The 17,346-nt window shown below is 66.8% G+C and carries 20 protein-coding genes; 11 read left to right on the top strand and 9 right to left on the bottom strand.

Annotation, left to right across the window (positions count from 1 at the left end):
* Positions 1 to 17 precede the first annotated feature (17 nt).
* The 6 genes from AB0L82_RS40160 (at position 18) to AB0L82_RS40135 (ending at position 4,463) form a co-directional block, all read left to right on the top strand.
* Positions 18 to 1,028: a putative FMN-dependent luciferase-like monooxygenase gene (locus tag AB0L82_RS40160; RefSeq protein WP_364649496.1), complete on the top strand. Its 1,011-nt coding sequence runs from the start codon at positions 18 to 20 to the stop codon at positions 1,026 to 1,028.
* Complete coding sequence (locus tag AB0L82_RS40155) at positions 1,025 to 1,564, top strand: hypothetical protein (RefSeq protein ID WP_364649493.1); 540 nt, start codon at positions 1,025 to 1,027, stop codon at positions 1,562 to 1,564. Before AB0L82_RS40160 ends, AB0L82_RS40155 begins: the two co-directional genes overlap by 4 nt.
* On the top strand, positions 1,557 to 2,177 hold the full coding sequence (locus tag AB0L82_RS40150) for a peroxidase-related enzyme (protein WP_364649490.1): 621 nt from the start codon (positions 1,557 to 1,559) through the stop codon (positions 2,175 to 2,177). Before AB0L82_RS40155 ends, AB0L82_RS40150 begins: the two co-directional genes overlap by 8 nt.
* A 92-nt stretch (positions 2,178 to 2,269) precedes the next feature.
* Positions 2,270 to 2,392: a hypothetical protein gene (locus AB0L82_RS40145; RefSeq protein WP_364649487.1), complete on the top strand. Its 123-nt coding sequence runs from the start codon at positions 2,270 to 2,272 to the stop codon at positions 2,390 to 2,392.
* A 456-nt stretch (positions 2,393 to 2,848) separates the two neighbouring features.
* Positions 2,849 to 3,481 (top strand): TetR/AcrR family transcriptional regulator, encoded by a 633-nt coding sequence (locus tag AB0L82_RS40140; RefSeq protein WP_364649483.1) that lies wholly within the window; start codon positions 2,849 to 2,851, stop codon positions 3,479 to 3,481.
* 118 nt (positions 3,482 to 3,599) lie between these two features.
* Positions 3,600 to 4,463 carry an alpha/beta fold hydrolase gene (locus AB0L82_RS40135; protein ID WP_364649480.1) on the top strand — a complete coding sequence of 288 codons (864 nt, stop codon included), beginning with the start codon at positions 3,600 to 3,602 and terminating at the stop codon, positions 4,461 to 4,463.
* A 16-nt stretch (positions 4,464 to 4,479) separates the two neighbouring features.
* On the opposite strand, the gene AB0L82_RS40130 is transcribed toward AB0L82_RS40135, so the two are convergent.
* Positions 4,480 to 6,537: a prolyl oligopeptidase family serine peptidase gene (locus AB0L82_RS40130; RefSeq protein ID WP_364649477.1), complete on the bottom strand. Its 2,058-nt coding sequence runs from the start codon at positions 6,535 to 6,537 to the stop codon at positions 4,480 to 4,482.
* A gap of 153 nt (positions 6,538 to 6,690) precedes the next feature.
* Here AB0L82_RS40130 and AB0L82_RS40125 point away from each other — a divergent pair, with 153 nt between their 5' ends.
* Positions 6,691 to 6,858 carry a hypothetical protein gene (locus AB0L82_RS40125; RefSeq protein WP_364649474.1) on the top strand — a complete coding sequence of 56 codons (168 nt, stop codon included), beginning with the start codon at positions 6,691 to 6,693 and terminating at the stop codon, positions 6,856 to 6,858.
* 65 nt (positions 6,859 to 6,923) lie between these two features.
* Here the strand turns inward: AB0L82_RS40125 and AB0L82_RS40120 are convergent, their stop codons facing one another.
* Both AB0L82_RS40120 and AB0L82_RS40115 read right to left on the bottom strand, forming a co-directional pair.
* Positions 6,924 to 7,937 carry an NADP-dependent oxidoreductase gene (locus AB0L82_RS40120; RefSeq protein WP_364649471.1) on the bottom strand — a complete coding sequence of 338 codons (1,014 nt, stop codon included), beginning with the start codon at positions 7,935 to 7,937 and terminating at the stop codon, positions 6,924 to 6,926.
* Between the two features lie 107 nt (positions 7,938 to 8,044).
* The gene (locus AB0L82_RS40115) at positions 8,045 to 9,052 is read right to left on the bottom strand and encodes an AraC family transcriptional regulator ligand-binding domain-containing protein (protein ID WP_364649468.1); all 1,008 of its coding nucleotides are present in this window, start codon (positions 9,050 to 9,052) and stop codon (positions 8,045 to 8,047) included.
* 37 nt (positions 9,053 to 9,089) lie between these two features.
* Here AB0L82_RS40115 and AB0L82_RS40110 point away from each other — a divergent pair, with 37 nt between their 5' ends.
* The 3 genes from AB0L82_RS40110 (at position 9,090) to lpdA (ending at position 11,923) form a co-directional block, all read left to right on the top strand.
* Positions 9,090 to 10,088, top strand: a complete 999-nt coding sequence (locus AB0L82_RS40110; protein WP_364649465.1) for a membrane dipeptidase — start codon at positions 9,090 to 9,092, stop codon at positions 10,086 to 10,088.
* 88 nt (positions 10,089 to 10,176) lie between these two features.
* Positions 10,177 to 10,485 carry a nuclear transport factor 2 family protein gene (locus tag AB0L82_RS40105; RefSeq protein WP_364649462.1) on the top strand — a complete coding sequence of 103 codons (309 nt, stop codon included), beginning with the start codon at positions 10,177 to 10,179 and terminating at the stop codon, positions 10,483 to 10,485.
* Positions 10,486 to 10,519: 34 nt separating this feature from the next.
* On the top strand, positions 10,520 to 11,923 hold the full coding sequence (gene lpdA, locus AB0L82_RS40100) for a dihydrolipoyl dehydrogenase (protein ID WP_364649459.1): 1,404 nt from the start codon (positions 10,520 to 10,522) through the stop codon (positions 11,921 to 11,923).
* 161 nt (positions 11,924 to 12,084) lie between these two features.
* Here lpdA and AB0L82_RS40095 read toward each other — a convergent pair whose 3' ends face one another.
* Complete coding sequence (locus AB0L82_RS40095) at positions 12,085 to 12,558, bottom strand: nucleoside deaminase (protein WP_364649456.1); 474 nt, start codon at positions 12,556 to 12,558, stop codon at positions 12,085 to 12,087.
* Positions 12,559 to 12,623: 65 nt separating this feature from the next.
* On the bottom strand, positions 12,624 to 13,013 hold the full coding sequence (locus tag AB0L82_RS40090; RefSeq protein WP_364649453.1) for a helix-turn-helix domain-containing protein: 390 nt from the start codon (positions 13,011 to 13,013) through the stop codon (positions 12,624 to 12,626).
* Positions 13,014 to 13,124: 111 nt separating this feature from the next.
* On the opposite strand from AB0L82_RS40090, the gene AB0L82_RS40085 reads away from it, so the two are divergent.
* Positions 13,125 to 13,970, top strand: a complete 846-nt coding sequence (locus tag AB0L82_RS40085; RefSeq protein WP_364649450.1) for an SDR family oxidoreductase — start codon at positions 13,125 to 13,127, stop codon at positions 13,968 to 13,970.
* A gap of 85 nt (positions 13,971 to 14,055) precedes the next feature.
* Here AB0L82_RS40085 and AB0L82_RS40080 read toward each other — a convergent pair whose 3' ends face one another.
* From AB0L82_RS40080 to AB0L82_RS40065, 4 genes are all read right to left on the bottom strand, one after another.
* Positions 14,056 to 14,781, bottom strand: a complete 726-nt coding sequence (locus AB0L82_RS40080) for a transglycosylase SLT domain-containing protein (protein ID WP_364649447.1) — start codon at positions 14,779 to 14,781, stop codon at positions 14,056 to 14,058.
* Positions 14,782 to 14,985: 204 nt separating this feature from the next.
* Positions 14,986 to 16,350 carry an RNA polymerase sigma factor gene (locus tag AB0L82_RS40075; protein ID WP_364649444.1) on the bottom strand — a complete coding sequence of 455 codons (1,365 nt, stop codon included), beginning with the start codon at positions 16,348 to 16,350 and terminating at the stop codon, positions 14,986 to 14,988.
* 4 nt (positions 16,351 to 16,354) lie between these two features.
* The gene (locus tag AB0L82_RS40070) at positions 16,355 to 16,711 is read right to left on the bottom strand and encodes a YciI family protein (protein ID WP_364649441.1); all 357 of its coding nucleotides are present in this window, start codon (positions 16,709 to 16,711) and stop codon (positions 16,355 to 16,357) included.
* A gap of 192 nt (positions 16,712 to 16,903) precedes the next feature.
* Positions 16,904 to 17,281 carry a VOC family protein gene (locus AB0L82_RS40065; RefSeq protein ID WP_364649438.1) on the bottom strand — a complete coding sequence of 126 codons (378 nt, stop codon included), beginning with the start codon at positions 17,279 to 17,281 and terminating at the stop codon, positions 16,904 to 16,906.
* Between the last annotated feature and the right edge of the window lie 65 nt (positions 17,282 to 17,346).

Here is a 17,346-nt window from a genome sequence, read left to right as displayed (position 1 = left end):
GACAGGGAGGAGACGGCATGACCCCACAGCGGTTGGGGCTGTTCACCAGGCTGGTGCGTTCGGAGGCGACCGAGGACGCGGCCACCGTCTACCGGCACGCGCTCGAGCAGTTCGAACTGGCCGAGCGGCTCGGGTATGACGCGGCTTGGGTGGCGCAGCATCACCTGGATCCGGATGAGGGCGGGTTGCCGTCACCGTTCGTATTCCTGGCGCATGCGGCCGCGCGGTTTCCGAAGCTGCGGCTCGGGACCGCGATTGTGACCCTCGCGCTGGAGGATCCGATCCGGGTGGCCGAGGACGCCGCCGTACTGGATGTGCTCAGCGGCGGACGACTCAACATCGGTTTCGGCGCGGGCGGTTCCAGGCACGCCTTCGAACTGTTCGATCTCGCCGGGGCCGATCGGCAGCAGGTGTACACCGAGAAGCTCGCGGTGCTGACGGCCGCGCTCTCGGGTGCCGCGCTGGTCGGGGATCGCGGTCTGAACCCGCCGGCGGGGACGCTGCGGAATCGGGTGTGGCAGGCCACCTTCTCCGCCGCGGGCGCGCATCGGGCCGGACTCGCGGGCGACGGCCTGCTGCTGTCCAAGGCGCAGCCGCGGGACGCGGCGACCGCCGACGCCACCCTCTGGGAGATCCAGGAGCCGCTGGTGGCGGCGTACCTGGCCGCACTGCCGGATGGGGTCGAACCGCGAATCGGCGCTTCCCGAGGCGTTTTCGTCGCCGACGATCACGACACCGCGTGGAAGTTCGCCGAACGCGGCGCGACGCGCTTCCTGGAGCAATTGCGCCGCAACGGCGGTCCGGACGTGGGCGGCAGTGTCGAGGAGGTGCTGCGCGATTCCTTCGTCGGCACCCCCGGTGAGGTGGTCGCGAAACTCGCCGCCGACACCGCGCTGCGGCAATCCACCGATTTCATCGTGCAGGTGCATCCGGTCGATCCCGGCCACGAGGCGACCCTGCGCTCCATCGAACTCATCGCCACCGAGGTTGCGCCGCAATTGGGTCGGCGGGAAGGAACGGAACAGTGAGCGAAATAGCCACCGGCGCGGTCGCGTCCGCGTCCGAAGAGCTGCAGAGGAACGGGAATACCTCCGCCACAACCGAACTCACCGCGGAGGTGACCGATGTCATCGCCGCCGTGCTCGGTGTGCGCGCGGCGCGCGTGCACGAATTGCGGCGGCGGCGCCCCGCTGTCGTAGAGCACACCCAGGGCGTCTACGAGGCGCTGTTGAACGGACCCGCCGCGGAGTCGGTGGGCCGGGAGCGCCTGATCGCCGCGGCCGTCGCGGTGGCCGAGCTGGCGGGTGCGCCGGAGTTGGCGGCGCATTACGCGGGACTGGGAACCGCTCCGGCGGAAGGTGATCCGGTGCTGGCGGCCATTCTGCGGCACGCCGCGCTGGTGAGCACCGCGCCCGCCACCGCCACCCGCGCGGATATCGACGCGCTGGCCGCGGCCGGGCTCTCCGAGGGCGACATCGTCACCGTGGCGCAGCTCATCGGCTACGTGCATTTCCAGGTTCGGCTGCTGGCCGGGCTGACCCTGATCGGAGCGGAACATGAGTGAGAACGCGGCCGTGCGCGAGGTGCGCAGTGTCGAACCCGCCCGTCGCCCTGCGGGTTTCACCCAGGAGCAGCTGGATTGGGTGCCGTGGGTGGAGCCGATCAAGCTTGCCGACGCGGACGCGGAACAGGCTCCGCTGCTGGCGGGAGATCGCGGTGTCGGACCGTATTTCCGAGTATTGGCGCGTAATGCCGATGTGCTCGCGCATCGCAGTGGAAATGACAAGGAGATCTTCTACGGCCGGGACGGATTGGGCAGGGCCGAAAGGGAACTCGCCGCCACGGTGACCTCGCGCCACAATGGTTGCGAGTATTGCGCTTCGGTGCATTCGCGCTTCACCTCGGCGCTGTCCAAACGGGAATCCGACGTCCAGCGGCTGCTGGACGAGGGCAATGGCGCGCGGATCGACGAAAGGTGGGACGCCGTGGTCGATTTCGTGGACGCGCTGGCCGCGAACCCGCCGCGGGCGCGGCCGGCGCATATCGAGCGACTTCGCGAGCTGGGTTTCGCCGAGGCCGAGATCCACGATCTGGTGCTCTCGACCGCTTCCTTCTCCTGGGCCAATCGGCTTATGCTCACCCTCGGTGAGCCGGAGGTTCCCGCTGGTAGAGGGTGATCTAGGGCCCTATCGAAAAAATTCTAGAATTTTCCTGCAAAAGCTTCCCCCGGTGGGGTTGGGCTCGGTATGTTCCCGATGGCAAACAGTCAGTGACCGCACTGACACTGGTTATCGATCGGAGCACCACCATGACCAACCTCCTCTCTGACGTCCTCGTGCAGACCATCCTGAAGCTGCTCGCGACCGGCTCGGCGAGCGGTTCCGCCAAGTAGCCACGCGAATGCCATCTTTCGGCTGCTGCGCGGGAGCCGGGGAGGCACGAAAGGGCCCGATCCATGACGAGGGGATCGGGCCCTTTCTCATGTCCGGCCGAAGTCGGGGGTGCGCGGCGGTGCCGCGGCGATCGTCGGCCGGTCACCGATAAGCCGGGAAATAAATCCTAAAAATCTCCTGCAAAAGTATTCCGTCCAGTTCGCCTGCTCTGTATCGTGCTGAGTGGCAAACGATCAGTGATTTTCGGTCCAATGCGGCATCGGAAAGCGATTCTCCCCCCGGATTCGCGTTCCGAACCTGGGGCGGTTCCCCTGCCTATACCCGCCGCTCCCAGGTGCGCCGCAACGTTCCGAACCACTGAGCCAACTTTCGGCTATCGCGCGGGATACCGAAGGTGCAAACGAAGGGCCCGATCCATGACGAGGGGATCGGGCCCTTCGGTATTGTCTGGCGCAATGTCTCAGGAAACGAACGCGGGAAGAATGTACGCCGGGCAGCCCGTAGAAGACCGGCAACGGCAGCGTCGTGCACGTTTTCTGGAGTCGGGGCTGACGGTATTCGCACGCGACGGATACGCCAACAGCTCCGTCGGCGCCATCTGTAAGGACGCCGGACTCTCCTCACGCCAGTTCTACGAGGAGTTCACCGGGCGCGAATCGCTACTGCTCGAGCTCTACGAGCAGATCGATCGCGAATCGCGGGAAGCCGTGGCGGCCACCATCGCCGATCACTCCGACGCCAGTGCCATCGACATCATCGACGCCGCCGTGCGCGCCTATATCGAGTCGATCGGGCGAGATCCGCGCAAGGCGCGGGTCGCCCTCGTCGAAGTCGTGGGCGCCGGGCCGAAGGTGGAGAAGTTCCGCCTGGAGCTGCGCCGCGCCTGGGGCGCGCTGCTGGCCGGAGCCGCCGAGGATGCCGCCATGCACGGCGAAATCCCGCCCGGCGACTACGAAATGCGCGTACTGGCCATCATCGGCGCGGTGAACTACGTCGTCGACGCCTGGAGCGGTTCCGAACCGCGCCAGCCGCTCGACGAGGTCATCAGCGTGCTGCGCCGCGTCATCATGGGCGCCGTCAGCGCCTGACATACCGAACAGCGTCCGCCGCACCGGCTTTGCGCCGGTGCGGCGTCCTGCGTTGCCCGCAGGGCCGCGTTCGTGCCGCTGTGCGGGTGCGGGCGGGGCAGGCGGTAGCGTGCGGTGCGTGGAGAGTGTGCCGATCCAGATGCCGGACGGGACGACCGTCACGGTGCGGCTTATTCCGGCGAAAGGCCCGCACCGGCATCCGATTACGCCCGATACGCCGCGACCGGTGGTGGTGATCGCGCCCGGGCTCGGGGTGCCGGGGGAGTATTACTCGCTCTTCGGAATCCCGCTCGCGGCACGCGGGTTCGATGTGGCGCTGCTGGAGATGCGCGGTAACGGCGACAGCCGCGCGGCGAATCGCCGAGCGCCCGGCGGCTACGGCTATCAGGAATTGGTCGCGGTGGATTTCCCCGCCATGTTCCAGGTGGTGCGCGAACGGTTTCCGGACAGCACCCCGTATCTGCTCGGGCACAGCATGGGCGGGCAATTGGGCCTCATGTACGCCTCGCGCATTCGCGGGCGGCTGGCCGGGCTCATTCTGGTGGCCTCGGGGACACCGCATCATCGGGGCTACGGCGGACTCGCGGGGCCCGGGTTCCTGCTCGGCAGCGCGGCAATCTCGTTGACCGCCAACCTCGCCGGGTTCTGGCCGGGCGACACCGTGGTCGCGGGCAGCTTCGGGCGGCAGTCCCGGCTGCTCATCGAGGACTGGGCGCGGGTGGCGCGCACCGGGCGCTTCGAACCCACCGGGGCCGATATCGATTACGAGGAGCGCATTTCCCGGCTCAAACTGCCGGTGCTGTCGATCACCATGACCGGTGACGATCTGACACCGGTCCGGGCGGCGAAACTGCTGCTGGAGAAGCTGCCCAACGCCGAGGTCAGCACCTGGCACAATCCGGCTCCGCACGGGCACAACGGCTGGATCAGCGATCCCGGGAACACCGTCGACTACGTCGAGAAATGGCTCCGGGACCGCTGATTCGCGAACGGGACCGTCAGGCGTCCCGCTCGATCAGTGTGCGAGTGAAGAATTCGTAGATGAGCGCGGCCTGGAACGCGGACTGCTTATTGTCCGCCGCGCCGCCGTGCCCGCCCTCGATATTCTCGTGGTACCAGATGGGGTGGCCCTGGGATTCCAAGAGCGCGGCCATCTTCCGGGCATGACCCGGATGCACGCGATCATCGCGGGTGGACGTGGTGAGCAGGATCGGCGGGTACGCACCCGCCGGATCGGTGTTCTGATACGGCGAATACTTCGAGATGTACTCCCACTCCTGCGGCTTATCCGGATCACCGTATTCGGCCACCCAGGACGCGCCCGCCAGCAGCAGGTGGTAGCGCTTCATATCCAGCAGCGGCACCTGGCAGACGATGGCCCCGAACAATTCCGGATAGCGGGTGAGCATGACGCCCATCAGCAGGCCGCCATTGCTGCCGCCGACCGCGCCCAGCTGTTCGTGCGTGGTGATGCCGCGCGCCACCAGATCCCGCGCGATGGCCGCGAAATCCTCATAGACCTTGTGCCGGTTGGCCTTCTGCACGGAGGTATGCCATTCCGGGCCGTATTCGCCGCCGCCGCGAATATTGGTCATCACCCAGGTGCCGCCGCGCTCGAGCCAGCCCATTCCGGCCGCACCGCTGTAGGCGGGGGTGCGGGAGACCTCGAAACCGCCGTAGCCGGACATGACGGTGGGGCCGGGGGTGTCCAGCCGATCCCGGTGCCGCAGTACGAAATACGGGATCATGGTGCCGTCATCGGAGCGGGCGAAGAATTGTTCGGTGTGCACGCCGGTGGCGTCGAAGAATTCGGGTTCCTTCTTCAGCACCTCGGTGCCGCCGCCCACCGAACTGGCCAGCAGCGTGGTGGGACTGGTGAAACCGCTTGTGGAGAGCATGAATTCGTCACCGCCCTCCAGCGGATCCAGATTCATGACGCTGGTGGTGGCCATCGGCGGGGCGTCCGCGAGCACCTCGCGGGTCCAGCCGTCCGGGCCGGGGGTGAGCACGTACAGCTTGGTCTGCACATCCTCGAGGGTGATGAGCAGCAGATGGTTCTCGGTCCAGCCGTAACCGTGCAGGGCGGTGTGCGCGTCGGGGGTGAAGATCACCTCGAAATCGCGTGCGCCGGAGAGGAATCGCTCGAAATCGATGGCCAGCAGCGCGCCCGACGGATGCGTGGCGCCCGCGATCTCCCACGGGGACTTGAGCTGCACCAGCAGCCAATCCTTGTACCAGGATTCCGAGGCGTCGGTGGGGACGTCGAGATGCCTTAGCGTGCCATCGGATTCGACCAGATAGACCTCTTCGTTGAAGAAGTCGGTGGCGCGGCCGACGAAATGCCGTTCATAGCCGGGGGTGCGGTCGTAGCCCGCGGAGACGGCCACATCGGTGGCCTCGCCCTCGTACACGGTTTCCGCGGCGGTCAGCGGGGTGCCGCGCTTCCAGCGCTTGGCGATGCGCGGATAACCGGAATCGGTGAGCGCGCCCGGACCGAAATCCGTTCCCACGTAGACGGTGTCGATATCGATCCAGCGAATCTCGGATTTGGCTTCCGGCAGGAAGTAGCCCTGATTCTCCGGTTCGATGAAAACCTTTGCCTCGATATCGAATTCGCGCACCACCTTGGCGTCCGCGCCGCCCCGGGACAGGCTGATCAGGGCGCGCTGCTGTTCGGGGCGCAATACCGCGGCCCCGCCCCACACCCAGTTCTCGCCTTCGGCCTCGGCGAGCGCGTCGAGATCGATGAGCACTTCCCACGCCGGTTCGTCTTTGGTGTATTCGTCGAAAGTGGTGCGTCGCCACAGACCCTTGGGGTGTTCGCCGTCACGCCAGTAGTTGTAGAGCCACCGGCCGCGCCGCCCCGGATAGGCGATGCGGGTATCGGTGTCGAGCATGGCCAGAATGCGCGATTCGAGTCCGCTGAATCGCTCCGACGCCGCGAAGCGCTCCAGCACCACCTCGTTATGCGCTCGCGCCCAGTCCAGCGCCCGCTCACTGGTGACTTCTTCCAGCCACAGATACGGATCCGTCACGCCCTCGTCCACACCGGTCATGCGTACATTGTCGCCGAGCCTCCGCTCGCCCGGCGCCCGGTCACCGCTTGCGCCAGCGTTTGCCGGTGTCGGCGGGTGCTGTCAGAATCTGCGAAGGCAATCGGGGGGAGCGCCTTTCGGCTGCCGTAGGCACATCGAAAACCAGGGGGAACAATGTCATCCGATCTTCTGCACGAGGTCGTCGGCGGAGCACTGCGCGGCGGCCTGATCGCCGCCGCGGCCGCGGGCGGCGTCGCCTGGCGTCGCAGCCGCGCCAAGCGCCGCGAGGAACAGCAGAATCCGCAGCCCGGCGATGGGCAGCATCAGCCGCCCGCCCAGTAGACGACGACCAGCCGCACCGTCCGGGTGCGGCTGTGGCCGAGGGTGATTCCCGGGGAGTTCGGGGGTCACCCGAGCCGGACCAGCATCTTGCCGGTGTTGGCTCCGGACAGGACGCCCAGGAAGGCGGCGGGTGCCTGGTCCAGGCCCTCGTAGACGGTTTCGCGGGTGCGCAGGGTGCCGTCGGCCAGCCAGGCCGCCGCCTTGCCGATGTATTCGGGGAAGAGTTCGAGATAGCTGGTCACGAGCATGCCGCGTAGGGTGACCTCCTTGGTCGCCGCGAGGTAGAGATCTGGGGTCTGGGCGGGCTCGACGCCGTTGTAACCGCTGATCGCGCCGACCAGGGCGATGCGGCCGTGCTGTCCGATGGCCTCGACCGCGACGCGCCGGTGCTCACCGCCGACGCTGTCCAGGTAGACGTCGATGCCCTGCGGTGCGGCGGCGGCCAATTGCCCGGCCAGATCGCCGGCGCGGTAGTCGATGGTGGCGTCGAAGCCGAATTCGTCACGCAGCAGCGCGGTTTTGGCCGCGCCGCCCGCCGAGCCGATCACCCGGGCCGCGCCCAGGGCTTTGGCGATCTGGCCCGCGACGCTGCCGACCGCGCCCGCGGCCGCCGAGATGAAGACGGTTTCGCCCGGCCGTACCGGGGCCACCTCGGTGAGCGCCGCGTAGGCGGTCAGACCGGTGGTGCCGAGCGCGCCGAGGTACTGCTGTGGCGCGGCCAGCGCGGTATCGATGGGATTGGCGGCCTCGGCATCGACCACCGCCAGCTCCCGCCAGCCCGCGAAATGCGAGACGGTGCTGCCGACCGGGATTGCGGCGGAACGGGATTCGATCACCTCGCCGACCGCCGAACCCTCCAGCGCCGCGCCCAGTTCGAACGGTGGGATGTAGGACGGGCGATCGTCCATCCGTCCGCGCATGTACGGGTCCACCGACATCCAGGTATTGCGCACCAGGATCTGACCGTCGGCGAGTTCGGGGATCGGCCGCTGCACGATGGCGAAGTTCGCGGCGGTCGGCACGCCGTCTGGGCGCGCTGCCAGCTGGATCTCACGACCGGTACGAAGCTGAGTTGTCATGTAGCACTTACCTTTTCGCTATCCGAAGCGGCTCGTCCGCTCCGATGTGGATAACGTTATGGCGGGTGCGCGGCGCGTCCCAGGTCCCGCGATGCCACCGCCCGGCCCTAATGCGCCAGCGAGGTTGGGGAGGCTCCGGTCCAGCGGTGGAAGGCTTTGCGCAGGGCGCGATCATCGGCGAAGCCGAGTTTGTTCGCGATCGCCGTGGTCGTCAATTTCCCTTCCGCGAGAAGGGCTTTGGCCTGCTCGTAGCGCGCCAGATCGACTTCGTGTCTCCAGGTGGTGCCGTGTTCGGCGAGCTGGCGTTGCAGGGTGCGGCGGCTCAGCAGCAGGCGGCGGGCCACCAGATCGAGGGAAACATCACCGCGGTCCAGAGTTTCGGCGAGGGCGACGCGGAAGGTATCCAACGGGTCGGCGATGGGGCGGGCGCTGGCCAGGACCAGACCGGCGTGACTGCGCAGTAGTTGATTGAGGGTGGGATCCGGCCGCAGCAGCGGAGCGGTGGCATCGGCGGCGGTGAACGTCATCGAGTCGGCGGGGGCATCGAATTCGATGTTCCCGGTGCCGAACGCGGCCACCAATTCCGAGTAATCGGCGGGCGCGGCATGCCCGAATGTCACGCGCGCCGGGCGGATCGGACGGCCGGTGGCTTCCCGCGCGCGGCGCAGGTAGTAGGCGAGCACGTATTCATTGACGACGGCCACTACCGCGGGATCGCCCGCGGTGGTGCGGTATCCGATGGTGAGGTCACCGTCGCCGTCCAGGTCGAATCCTTCGGCGGCGGCGGTGACCAGGCGGTGGTAGGGCTGGGCGGCCCGCAGCGAATCGGTCAGTGTCGCACCGGTTGTCACCAGATAGTCCCAGGTATTGAGGGTGCCCAGCGGTGCGTCGCGCACCACCGCGACACCCGCACCGGGCGTGGTCCGGGTGTGCGCGATCAACTCCCACAGGCGAACCAGCGAATCGAGCGGAATCCGATTGAGTTCCCCGGTAAGCGCCGCTTCGTCCACGCCGTGCACGGCGGCGATCTGTTCGGGGCGCGCCCCGGCCCGCAGCGCCGCGTCTCGCACCAATCGGATGAGATGGGTGGAGGCGGTGCCGTCGAGCGGGTTCACGCCTGGAACATTAATCGTCGTTAGGATTGCTGATTTTATGCCGATCCGCCCAGGAGGTCCCGGATTGCTGTGGGAACAGCACTGCTGCCTGCCGCTGCTGCCCTCGGCCGATATCGCCGAGCTGGCGCGCTATCCGCTGGGTTCGTATCTTTCGGTGAATGTGGGTTATTCGCTGCACTCCACCCGGGATGCGGAGCGGATGATCGATCAATTCCGCCGAGATGCTTTGGCGGACGGTCGATTCCGCTTGGTGGAGCGCATCGCGGACGCGGTCGATCCCGATCCGGACCTCATCGCGCTCGCCTTCGATCTGGAGGATTCCGGACCGCTCGGCGGTGACCTCGACAATGTGAAGATGTTCTACGATCTGGGTGTGCGGTCGGTGCTGCCCAGCTATAACTACGCGAATGCGGCGGGCTGCGGCTGCCTCGATACCGAGGACACCGGGCTGACCGCGTACGGCCGCGATCTGATTCGCACGCTCAACGAGGTCGGCATGTTCGCGGACGGTTCGCACTGTTCGCCGCGCACGGGTCTGGACATCGCCGATATCACCACCGTTCCGATGGTCTACAGCCATTCGAATTTCGCTGCGGTGTGGGCGCATCCGCGCAATATCTCCGATGATCAGGCGCGGGCGTGTGCCGCCACCGGCGGGGTGATCGGCATCAACGGCGTCGGCATCTTCCTGGGGCGCAATGCGCCGGGCGAGCGCGCCGAACGCGTGGAGGCCATGGCCGATCACATCGTCTACGGCGCGGAGCTGGTCGGAATCGAGCACATCGGGTTCAGCTCGGATTTCTCGTTCGACGGTGATGACTTCAATGCGGAGGTGGCGGCGAATCCGGAGGTGTTCTCCGCGGAGTTCACCCGCTGGGGTCCATTGCAGTGGACGCCGCCGGAGGATCTGCTCGGCGAATCCGATGTGCCCGGACTGGATGAGGTGCTCGCGAACCGCGGTTTATCGGCCGCCGAGCGTGCCGCCGTCTTCCACGGCAATTTCGCCCGCATCGCCGGTCAGGTCTGGCGGGACTGAACGACCCCTGGCGTAATCGATCTTCGCCGCTAGACTCGAACCCGGTGTTTGCCCTGCTCAACCCATTCCGTATCGAAGGGGAGATCAGATGACGCAGCTCGATCGCACGGTGCAGAAATTCGTGGACGCCGTCAACGCGCATGACGTGGACGCGTTCTTCCAGACCCTCACCCCCGATGCCAGCATGTCCGATGACGGCAATGAGCGGAATCTCGCCCAGTGGACCGATTCGGAAATCTTCACCACCAATGGCCGGATGCGGGTCGAATCGGTCACCGCGCCTACCGAATTCGTCGCCGATTACGCCAATGACCGGTGGGGGAGCATGCGCACGGCATGGCGCTTCACGGTGCGGGACGGTCTGATCAGCCGCTTCGAAACCGGGCAGGCTGGATGAGTGCGACGCGCGCGGCGGGGCTAGGCTCGCAGGCGTGACTTCCCACTACGATGTCGTCGTTCTCGGCGCTGGTCCCGGCGGTTACGTCGCTGCGATCCGCGCCGCTCAACTCGGCCTGCGAACAGCTATTGTCGAGCAGAAATACTGGGGTGGCGTGTGCCTGAACGTGGGCTGCATTCCGTCCAAGGCGCTGCTTCGAAACGCGGAGCTGGCCCATATTTTCCATAAAGAGGCCAAGACCTTCGGTATTTCCGGTGAGGTGAGCTTCGACTTCGGCGCTGCTTTCGATCGCAGTCGCAAGGTGGCGGACGGCCGCGTCAAGGGCGTCCACTTCCTGATGAAGAAGAACAAGATCGACGAGTTCGATGGCGCGGGCACGTTCACCGATGCCAAGACGCTCTCGGTCGCGCTGTCCAAGGGCGGCACCGAGACCATCACCTTCGACAATGTCATCATCGCGACCGGTACCACCACGAAGCTGCTGCCGGGGACCTCGCTGTCCGCGAATGTGGTGACCTACGAGGAGCAGATCCTCACCCGCGACCTGCCGGGTTCCATCCTGGTGGTCGGCGCGGGCGCGATCGGCATGGAATTCGCCTATGTGCTGAAGAACTACGGCGTGGATGTGCGGATCGTCGAATTCCTGGACCGCGCACTGCCGAACGAGGACGCCGACGTCTCCAAGGAGATCACCAAGGCGTACAAGAAGCTCGGCATCACCATCACCACCGGTGCGGCCGTGCAGTCCATCGATGACGACGGCTCCAAGGTCACCGTCGCCATCAAGGACAACAAGTCCGGCAATATCGAGACCGTCACCGTCGACAAGGTGCTGCAGGCCGTCGGCTTCGCGCCGCGCGTCGACGGCTACGGCCTGGAGAACACCGGCGTGCAGCTCACCGATCGCGGCGCCATCGCCATCGACGAGTACATGCGCACCAATGTCCCCGGCATCTACGCCATCGGTGACGTCACCGCGAAGCTTCAGCTCGCGCACGTCGCGGAGGCGCAGGGCGTGGTCGCGGCCGAGACCATCGGCGGCGCGGAAACCCTGCCGCTGGGCGACTACCGCATGATGCCGCGCGCCACCTTCTGCCAGCCGCAGGTCGCCAGCTTCGGTCTCACCGAGCAGCAGGCCCGCGACGAGGGCTACGACGTGAAGGTCGCCACCTTCCCGTTCACCGCCAACGGCAAGGCGCACGGCCTCGGCGACCCGACCGGTTTCGTGAAGCTCATCGCGGACGCCAAGTACGGCGAACTCATCGGCGGCCACCTCATCGGCCCCGACGTCTCCGAACTGCTCCCCGAGCTGACCCTGGCCCAGAAGTGGGACCTCACGGTCAACGAACTCGCCCGCAACGTCCACACCCACCCCACCCTGAGCGAAGCCCTCCAGGAGGCCATCCACGGCCTCGCGGGCCACATGATCAACTTCTGATCACTTCGCCCACAGCACAACAGCATTCGGCCCGGCACCGGTGAAACACCCGGTTCCGGGCCGTTTCGTATCCGGCTCGGTCCGCCTGGATGCGGGGATGCGGTCGCTGAACAACGAGTGAGAGTAGGCCGGGCGTTGGCATGTCCTACTCCATCAAACGATCAGTCACCCAGGTGTAAGCGCTTGTGCAGGGCGTGGATTCGTTCGGTCAGCTCCGGGAATGGGCCGCTGACCGGGATATTCGGGGCTACCTGGCTGATGGGGAGCGGGTTCACCGGGCCCTGGGGGACGCCGAATTCGGCTAGCCAGGCGGTGAGCTGTTCGGTCGAGGCGGCGTAGACGATGGGGCCCAGGCCGACCCAGGCGTGCGCGGCCGAGCACATGGCGCAGTGTTCGCCGGAGGTGTAGACCGTGGCGGTGGCGCGGTCGGCGGGGGTGAGGTTTTCGGCGGCCCAGCGGGCTAGTTCGAATTCCGGGTGCCGGGTTTGATCGCCGCCGGAGACGCGATTGCGGTCCTCGGCGAGGACGGTGCCGTCGGCGGCTACCAGTACCGATCCGAAGGGTTCGTCGCCCGCGTCCAGTGCCTCGGTGGCGAGTTCGACGCAGCGTTCGAGGTAGTGCAGATCGGTGGGCATGATGCCGCTCCTTCGTCGATGGTGTTGTCGCACAGCTGATCACGACCCGCTGATCACGACACTGCTCAGTCGCGGTGGTAGGTCTCCTGTGCGGAGCGGATCTGATCGATATTGGTTTCGAGCAGCACCACCAGGCCCTCGAGCTGGTCGGCGACTTTCGCGCCCAGATCGGTGAGGGTGTATTCGACGTGCGGGGGGATGGATTGCTGGACTTCGCGGTGGATCATGCCGTCGCGTTCCAGGGTCTGCAGGGTTTGCGAGAGCATGCGTTCGCTGATGCCGTCGACGCGGCGGCGCAGGGCGCTGAAGCGGAACGCGCCTTCGCGGAGGGCGACCAGGGCGAGGACGCCCCAGCGGCTCGCCACGTTCTGCAGGACCGGGCGAGATGCGCAGTTTCGCGCGAAGACGTCGGCCTCCAGGGTGGGGTCGTCGCGATCCGGGGCGGGCGTGCTCATGATTCGAGATTACCTAACCGTTCGGGTTGCGGTGCGGGAATAGTATGTGCTTACTATTAGTTAGTACACGTCGATACCGCAGTTCATTCCCTTGAATACCTGGAGGAAGTCATGACCGTCGCCGTCACCGGAGCAAGTGGTCAGCTGGGTCGTCTCACCATCGAGGCGCTGCTGCGCGAGGGCGCACAGCCCGTAGCCGTGGTCCGCGATGCCTCGAAGGTCGCCGATCTGGCCGAGCGCGGCGTCGAGGTTCGCGAGGCGAGCTACGACGACGCCGAGGCGCTGGACCGTGCCTTCGCGGGCGTCGACCGCGTCCTGTTGATCTCCGGCAACGAATTCGGCAGCCGAGTGGCCCAGCACACCAATGTGATTCGCGCCGCCGAGCGCGCGGGCGTGAACCTGCTGGCCTACACCAGCATTCCGAACGCCGAGCGCAATGAGCTCATCCTGGCGCAGGAGCACCGGGGCACCGAGGCCGCGCTGGATGAGGCGTCCGTACCCGTGGTGCGGCTGCGCAACAGCTGGTACTGGGAGAATTACCTGAACGGTGTCACCGCGGCGGCCGAGTCCGGCGTCTTCTACGGCGCGGCGGGCGAGGGCAAGGTGGCGGGTGCGGCCCGCGCCGATTACGCCGAGGCCGCCGCCAAGGTGCTCATCACCCCCGGGCACGAGGGCCGGACCTACGAACTCGGCGGCGATCTGGCCACCTATGCCGAACTGGCACAGGCGATTTCGGAGGCCGCCGGTAAGCCGGTGCGCTACCAGGACCTGCCCCAGGCCGACTACGCCGCCGCCCTCGAGCAGAACGGCGTCCCCGCCGGTTACGCCGCGGTCCTCGCCGACGCCGACGCGGGCATCGCCCAGGGCATCCTCGCCGTCGACAGCGGTGACCTGCGCAAACTGCTCGGCCGCGAGACCACCCCGGCGGTCGAGGTCTTCCGCACCGCACTCAACTGAGCGCGGTCTACGGTATTCGAATTGCGTTCGGGCCCGGTCGAATACGACCGGGCCCCGGGGCGGAGAGCTGGAAATCCAGGCTGATTCAGTACCAGTTGTGTTCCTGCCAGAACGCCCAGGCCGCCATCGGGCTGCCGTAGCGCTCGTTCATGTACTTGTAGGCCCAGCGCAATTGGGTCAGGGGATTGAAGATCCAGTCCGGTCCCTCCTCGCCCATCTTGTGCGCGGGCAGGGCCTGAGCCAGTCCGTACGCGCCCGAGGAGGGGTTGACGGCGAACACCCGCCAACTGCTCTCGTGCGAGATGATCTGGTCGAACGCGCCGAACTGATCCAGCGGAACGATGCTCAGCGCCATGGCTTTCAGCGCCGGTCGCGGGAAAACCCAGGACGGCTCCAGGAATCCGGCCGCTCCGCTCGAACTGGAGGCCAGTTCGGACAGGCTGGAGGACAACTCGGACATCCCGGGTGACAGCGAGGTGACGCCGGAGGCCAATCCGAGCAGCGTGGGAGCGGTCTGGGAGAGTCCTGCGGTCAATTGCAGAAATCCCACCGACAGGTCCGAGAGTCCGTCGGTGTACTCCGACAACCGCGCGATCTCGGCCGCTGTGACCCGCCTGCGCTCCTGCCCGGTATCGGTCACCCAGCGCAATCCGCCGCCCTGCCAGACCGGCCCGGTCCGCGACGGTTTGGTCGGTGCCTGCGCGCTGCTGCTGCCGCCGGTGGGGCTGGAGTTTCCGGCGGGCGGTGTGCCGGTGTCCGCGTACGCGGCCGGGCTGCCGACGCCGAACAGGATCGGCGCGACCGAGATCACGAGAATTCCAATGGTTTTCGTAATCACGACTAGGGCGAAGAGGCTTCCACCGTACGCGCCGCGCGGCGGTTCCCGTGGGAGCCGGATCGGCGCGCCGAACCGGAATCTTCCGGGGTTCTCGCTGGTGAGCCGTCTATGCTCAAAACTTTTGCGGCGGCCCGGCGTAACAATGCATCAGGGAAGGGCCGGTGTCGCCGCGCGGGGTTACTCGTCCTTCGAGTGGATTTGTTCTGCCCGACCGGTCAGCAGCGCCTGTTCGGTGCTGTTGCCGGTGAGTTCGGCCGCGCGCAGGAAGGCGGCGCGGGCTTCGGGGCCGCGGTCCAGGCGGGCGAGCAGATCGCCGCGTACCGCGTGCAGCAGGTGGTAGCCGTCGAGCGCGCCGGATTGTGCCGCCTTGTCGGCGAGTTCGAGTCCGGCGGCGGGACCGTGCAGCATGGCCACCGCCACGGCGCGGTTCAGTTCCACGATCGGTGACGGAAACCGTTCGGCGAGCACGGCATACAGTCCGGCTATGCGACGCCAGTCGGTATCGGCGGCGGTTGGGGCCATGGCGTGCACCGTCGCGATCGCCGCCTGCAGCGCATAGCGTCCCGGTGGGCGGCCCTGCGCGCGGTTCAGTGCGTGCGCGCGCCCGAGCGCCGCGAAGCCGCGCCGAATGTACAGCCCGTTCCAGTGTGCGCGATCCTGATCGGCAAGCAGCACAGGCTCATTGGCCGTGCCGTGCCGTGCCTGGAGGCGGGACGCCTGCAATTCCAGCAGGGCCGCCAGCCCGTGCGCCTCCGGCTCATCGGGCAGCAGCCCGGTCAGAATGCGCGCCAAACGCAGTGCGTCCTCACATAATTCGGTGCGTACCCAGCGATCTCCCGCCGTCGCGGTGTACCCCTCGTTGAAGATCAGATAGATCACCTCGAGCACCGAGTCCAGCCGCGCCGCCAATTCCGCCCCGCGCGGTACCTCGTACTTCACCCCCGAGTCCGCGATAGTGCGCTTGGCTCGCACGATCCTTTGTGCCACAGTCGATTCCGAGATCACATAGGCCCGTGCGATCTCCCCGGTACTCAGCCCGCCGACCATGCGCAGCGTGAGCGCCGCCCGCGCGGGCGGCGTCAGCACCGGATGACAGGCCGTGAACATCATCCGCAGCAGATCATCGAACGCGTCGCCTTCGTCGGTCGCCGATACGGCCGATGCCGCGGGATCGTCGCCGAACGCGTCGGCGCGCGGCCCGTGCTCGTCGATGCGCAGTTGATGTCCGAGTAATTCGAGTTTGCGGGCGAAGGTGGCGTCGCGCCGAATCCGGTCGATGGCACGGTGTTTCGCCGTCAGCATCAGCCAGCCGCCCGGATTCGGCGGGACCCCGTCACGCGGCCACTGCTCCAGCGCGGCCACGAGGGCATCCTGTGCGAGCTCCTCGGCCGTGCCCATATCCCCGGCGATCCGGGTGAGCCCGGCGACGAGCCGCGGCCACTCGATGCGCCACGCCGCCTCCACCGCTAGACGTGCGCGTTCCTCCGGCGGCCGCGAGGTATGAGCCTCGCGGCCGGGAGGTTCCGCGTCGGGTGGCCGCATCCGGTCAGCCCTGGTCGTCGAGCTGACGGACCTCGACTTCGATCTCCCACTCCGGCCCGTGCACGCGCAGGAAGCGCGAGGCCCATTCCACCGCTTCGGCATTGGAGCGGGTTTGCAGCAGGCAGTAGCCGCCGATGACCTCTTTGGTTTCGGTGAAGGGGCCGTCGATGACGGTCTGCTTGCCGCCGGATTGGCGGACGCGGGTGCCCTCTTCGGTGGGGCGCAGGCCGGCCGTGTCCAGCAGAACTCCAGCCTTGGTCATCTCTTCGATGAGGATGTTCATATCCGCCATCAACCGCTCATCGGGACCGCCCGCGGGCGCGGCGGCGGGGTCCAGGCGGATCAGCACCATATGTCGCATTGTTCGATCCTCTCGCTCACGCGACCTGGTGGCGGACATATGCCGCACCCGAGTCGAAGGTCTTGGATTCCGGCGGGTTCAGCTCCAGTCTGATTGCCATTGCTGTGCGCATTGCTCGTCCTTCCCGTTCGAGGCGGACCGTTCATCGGTCCTCACCTACTCCTCGAACGGGAAGGGACGGAATCGACACGACTAGACCCACTGCACGAGTTGAATCACGATTCCGTTCGGATCGAGGGTCTGGAAGTAGCGCTCACCCCAGGGTTCGGTCTCGATCTCGGTGACGATCGGGACGCCTTCGGCCTGGACTCGGGCGTATTCGGTGTCGATGTCCTCGACGGTGAATACGACCAGCACACCCTGTCCGGCACTGCCCGCGATGGTTGCCGGTTTGAAGCTGCCCAGGCCGGTGCGCAGGTAGATGACATTGATTCCGGCGTCCGGGCGGGTCAGGGAGACGAAGCCGTCGGCGGACATGGCCTCGGTGAAGCCGAAGTGGTCGATGAGGAACTTCGCCGAGGCGGTCGGATCGGGCACGTTCAGGGAGAGGGCGGATGCGGTGATCTTCATGGGGGCTCCTCGCTGCCGATTAACTCTGTACTAAGTACGCTGTACTTTGTACGTAAATTCCCGAT

Source organism: Nocardia sp. NPDC052001 (genome assembly GCF_040680615.1).
GTDB lineage: Bacteria > Actinomycetota > Actinomycetes > Mycobacteriales > Mycobacteriaceae > Nocardia.
Note: the sequence above shows the minus strand (reverse complement) of the source record. Positions and strands in the feature narration are given on the sequence as shown.

Excerpts from the sequence above, each read along its gene's own strand:
- AB0L82_RS40065 (WP_364649438.1), bottom strand. The coding sequence starts at position 17,281 with ATGAAGATCACCGCATCCGCCCTCTCCCTGAACGTGCCCGATCCGACC.
- AB0L82_RS40150 (WP_364649490.1), top strand. The coding sequence starts at position 1,557 with ATGAGTGAGAACGCGGCCGTGCGCGAGGTGCGCAGTGTCGAACCCGCC.
- AB0L82_RS40090 (WP_364649453.1), bottom strand. The coding sequence starts at position 13,013 with ATGAGCACGCCCGCCCCGGATCGCGACGACCCCACCCTGGAGGCCGAC.
- AB0L82_RS40110 (WP_364649465.1), top strand. The coding sequence starts at position 9,090 with ATGCCGATCCGCCCAGGAGGTCCCGGATTGCTGTGGGAACAGCACTGC.
- AB0L82_RS40085 (WP_364649450.1), top strand. The coding sequence starts at position 13,125 with ATGACCGTCGCCGTCACCGGAGCAAGTGGTCAGCTGGGTCGTCTCACC.
- AB0L82_RS40095 (WP_364649456.1), bottom strand. The coding sequence starts at position 12,558 with ATGCCCACCGATCTGCACTACCTCGAACGCTGCGTCGAACTCGCCACC.
- AB0L82_RS40105 (WP_364649462.1), top strand. The coding sequence starts at position 10,177 with ATGACGCAGCTCGATCGCACGGTGCAGAAATTCGTGGACGCCGTCAAC.
- AB0L82_RS40075 (WP_364649444.1), bottom strand. The coding sequence starts at position 16,350 with ATGCGGCCACCCGACGCGGAACCTCCCGGCCGCGAGGCTCATACCTCG.
- AB0L82_RS40120 (WP_364649471.1), bottom strand. The coding sequence starts at position 7,937 with ATGACAACTCAGCTTCGTACCGGTCGTGAGATCCAGCTGGCAGCGCGC.
- AB0L82_RS40130 (WP_364649477.1), bottom strand. The coding sequence starts at position 6,537 with ATGACCGGTGTGGACGAGGGCGTGACGGATCCGTATCTGTGGCTGGAA.
- AB0L82_RS40070 (WP_364649441.1), bottom strand. The coding sequence starts at position 16,711 with ATGCGACATATGGTGCTGATCCGCCTGGACCCCGCCGCCGCGCCCGCG.
- AB0L82_RS40125 (WP_364649474.1), top strand. The coding sequence starts at position 6,691 with ATGTCATCCGATCTTCTGCACGAGGTCGTCGGCGGAGCACTGCGCGGC.
- AB0L82_RS40160 (WP_364649496.1), top strand. The coding sequence starts at position 18 with ATGACCCCACAGCGGTTGGGGCTGTTCACCAGGCTGGTGCGTTCGGAG.
- AB0L82_RS40140 (WP_364649483.1), top strand. The coding sequence starts at position 2,849 with ATGTCTCAGGAAACGAACGCGGGAAGAATGTACGCCGGGCAGCCCGTA.